This is a genomic window from uncultured Campylobacter sp. (assembly GCF_938031315.1).
GTDB lineage: Bacteria > Campylobacterota > Campylobacteria > Campylobacterales > Campylobacteraceae > Campylobacter_B.
Map to the genome: position 1 here is coordinate 1 of NZ_CALHHT010000324.1, position 3,567 is coordinate 3,567.

Annotated in this window: 3 protein-coding genes; all 3 read right to left on the reverse strand. The window is 50.9% G+C overall.

Annotation, left to right across the window (positions count from 1 at the left end; genetic code table 11):
• Positions 1–893: UDP-3-O-(3-hydroxymyristoyl)glucosamine N-acyltransferase (gene lpxD, locus Q0236_RS07905; RefSeq protein WP_297916698.1), on the reverse strand; the 893-nt coding region annotated here is incomplete at its 3' end.
• A gap of 31 nt (positions 894–924) precedes the next feature.
• Positions 925–1,395 (reverse strand): acetolactate synthase small subunit, encoded by a 471-nt coding sequence (gene ilvN / locus Q0236_RS07910; protein ID WP_297916700.1) that lies wholly within the window; start codon positions 1,393–1,395, stop codon positions 925–927.
• A 2-nt stretch (positions 1,396–1,397) separates the two neighbouring features.
• Positions 1,398–3,092, reverse strand: coding sequence for an acetolactate synthase large subunit (locus Q0236_RS07915; RefSeq protein ID WP_297916702.1), 1,695 nt, complete (start codon positions 3,090–3,092; stop codon positions 1,398–1,400).
• Positions 3,093–3,567: the final 475 nt, after the last annotated feature.

A 3,567-nucleotide genomic window follows, 5' to 3' on the forward strand; every position in this document is an offset into this window, starting at 1 on the left:
GCGTGACCTGCCGTGAGCTGCGCCTCCTCGGGGCGGCGTACCGCCTGCCGCTCGCTTATGCCGCCGCGCGCTGCGATCTGAGCGAAATCGCCCACGCTTACGTGCCCGCCGCTACCGCTCTGTCCGCCCATCACGACGTTGCGTCCGAGCGTCGTCGAGCCCGCAAGCCCCACCTGAGAGACGATGAGGCAGTTTTGCCCTAGCTCGCAGTTGTGCCCGATCTGAACGAGATTGTCGATCTTGCTACCCCGCCCAATTATCGTGGAGCCGAACACCGCGCGGTCAATCGTCGTGCACGCGCCGATCTCGACCTCATCTTGCAGCACGACGTTGCCGTTATGATAAATTTTAACATGCTCGCCCGTTTTGGTATGCGCGTAGCCGAAACCGTCGCTTCCGATGACGGCGTTTGCGTGGATTATGCAGCGCTCGCCGATGATCGTGTCATTGTAGATGACGGCGTTTGCGTGGATCACGCAGCCGTCTCCGATATGCACGTCATCGCCGATATACGCGCCGCTTAAAATGACGCAATCCTCGCCGATCGTAGAATTTGCGCCGATATGCACGCTCTGCCCGATCTGCGCGCTAGCGGCGATCTTTGCGGGCGCGCCGCTGCGAATGAGCGGCTTAGCAAAATGCGCGCTTAAGATCGCAAAGGCTAGATGCGGATTTTCGCACTCCAGCGCTCGCACGCCGTTTGGGGCTACGGTGCCGCACTTTACCAATACGGCGGTCGCTTTGGTGGCGGATAAAAATTTCTCGTTTTTGTCGCTGTCGCAGTAGCTCAGCTCGCTTTGCCTTGCGTTTTGAAGCGAATTTATCGCGGTAATCTCCGCATCCGCTCCGCTAAGCTCTATGTTTAAAATTTCGGCAATTTTGGATAATTTCATTTGCGCTCCTTTGATTAAATTTTATCGCCGCTTACATATCCAGCGCGACGCTGCCGCCGCGTACGATGTCGATCGGATTGTATTTTTTTATCGTCTTTAAAAATCCATCGATGCGGTCTGCGTCGTCGCACGCCATGATGACGATCTTGCTGTCGTCGCTGTTTGCGATGCTGCCGTTGTAGGCTTTTAAAACTGCATCGAGCCCCGCTAAATTTTCGCCCAGCGCGATCTTTACCAAAACCATCTCCTTTTCGACGAATTTTGCATCATCGATGACCTTGTAGACGGGGATCAGCTTATGAAGCTGCTTAGTGATCTGCTCTATGACGCGCTCATCGCCCGAAGTGACGATGCTAAGGCGCGATAGACCAGTATTTGGGATCGGCGCAACGGTGAGGCTGTCGATATTATAGCCGCGCCCCGCAAAAAGCCCCGAGATCCGCGATAAAACGCCGTGCTCATCGGTAACGACGACTGATATTACTCTTCTTATGCTATTCATCTTTACGACTCCTGCTCAAAAATCATATTGTAAAGCGCGCCGCCTGCGGGCACCATCGGCCAGACGTTTTCGAAGCGATCGATCTTAGCCTCGATGACGCTTACTTTCTTACTCGCAAGAGCCTGCTTCAGCGCATCTTCAAATTCCGCTTTGGTGCTAACGCTAAAGCCTACGCCGCCGAAGCCCCCCGCAATTTTTACGAAATCAGGCTGCGAGCTAAGATCGGTCGATGAGAAACGCTGCCCGTAAAATAGGCTCTGCCACTGCCGCACCATGCCTAAGAAATTGTTGTTTAAGACGATATTTACAACGTTTAGGCCGCTCGCGCTCGCAGTCATCAGCTCTTGGATATTCATCAAAATCGAGCCGTCGCCGCTGAAATTTATAACCGGTCTGTCTCCCGCATAAGCCTTCGCGCCCAATGCCGCGGGCAGGCCGTATCCCATCGTGCCCTGCCCTCCGCTACTTAGCAGAGTGCGCGGCTTGCAAAACGGATAAAACTGCGCGACCCACATCTGATGCTGACCCACGTCCGTAGCGATGATAGCATCCTCGCCCGCGATTTTTGCGGTACTTTGGATAACCCACTGCGGCTTTAAAATTTCATCGCTGTCGTTAAATTTAAGCGGGTGAATTTCATCGTATTTGCGAATGAGCTCGCGCCACTGCTCGAAATTTTGAGGGCTGACCTCGCTTTTAATGCGCGGCAGCATCTCCTCTAGCACCGACTTCACGTCGCCCACGATCGGATAATCCGCGTTTATGATCTTTGAGATCGAGCTAGGATCGATATCGACGTGGATGATCTTTGCGTTTTTGCCGAATTCGCTAAGCTTGCCGGTGACGCGATCGTCAAATCTCGCGCCCAGGCAGATTATCAGATCCGACTCGCTAAGCGCCATATTTGCGGCGTAGCTGCCATGCATTCCTACCATGCCGAGGCGGTTTTTATCATCGCTTCGCATAGCCCCCAGCGCCATAAGGGTTTCAACGACCGGAATCTGCGCAAACTCGCTAAGCTCGCGCACCAGCTCGCTTGCACCCGCGCTGATAACGCCGCCACCGATGTAGAGGATGGGTTTTTTGCAGCTTGCGATTAACTCGACGGCTTTTTTGATCTGTTTAGAATTTCCCTTATAATTCGGCTTGTAAGTCTGCATCTTGATTTCGCTAGGATATTCAAAAACGCCAAGCTTCGCCGTTACGTCTTTGGGAATATCGACGTGCACGGGTCCAGGTCTGCCGCTGCGAGCGATATAAAAGGCTTCTTTTAAAATTCTAGGCAGCTCTTCGATCGTTTTAACTAGATAGTTGTGTTTGACGCAGGGGCGTGAAATTCCGATCGCATCGATCTCTTGAAAGGCGTCGGTGCCGATGAGCGAGGTCGCCACTTGACCGCTAATAAGCACGATCGGGATGCTGTCGCTATACGCCGTAGCAAGCCCCGTAAGCGCGTTTGTAAATCCAGGACCGCTTGTGACGAACGCCACGCCGACCTTGCCGCTAGCGCGCGCGTATCCGTCCGCAGCCATCGCCGCGGCCTGCTCGTGGCGCACCAAAATGTGTCTGAAGTATTTTTGTTTGTAAATTTCATCGTATATGTTCAGCGCCGCGCCGCCGGGATAGCCGAAAACAACCTCGACCCCCTCCTGCCGCAACGCCTCCACGATCATCTGCGATCCGCTAATTTCTTTCATACGCCCATCCTGTTTCGTTGGAATAATTTTGTGATTATATTATTTTGTAAATTAAATTTCACGAATTTTAGGCGCTAAATCGGGTCGAATTTCAAATTTAATAGCGGCGTAGACGAAGCAAAATTTTGGAATTTAGCGAGAGTGGAAAAGGCAAATTTAAAATTTAGTCATAAATTTAAAACGGACGGGATATTCGGATTTAAAATTTTAAAGTGCAGATTTTATCTTGACAAAACACAGCGCATCAGTTTTAACATAGAATTTTAGATTGAAATTTTACCACGCTAGGCTCGATTAAATTTACAAAATTCTTTGAAATTTTATCGTAGCGCAGAGCGATGCCAGCGTAAATTTTAAATTCCATCGCTACAAAATTTTAAAATTTAGCCGTAAATTTAGGGCGGGCGGAATCTCGATTATAAAATTCTAAAATTCCGCCCGCGTAAAATTAAATTTTAAAACCCTCTATCTACCT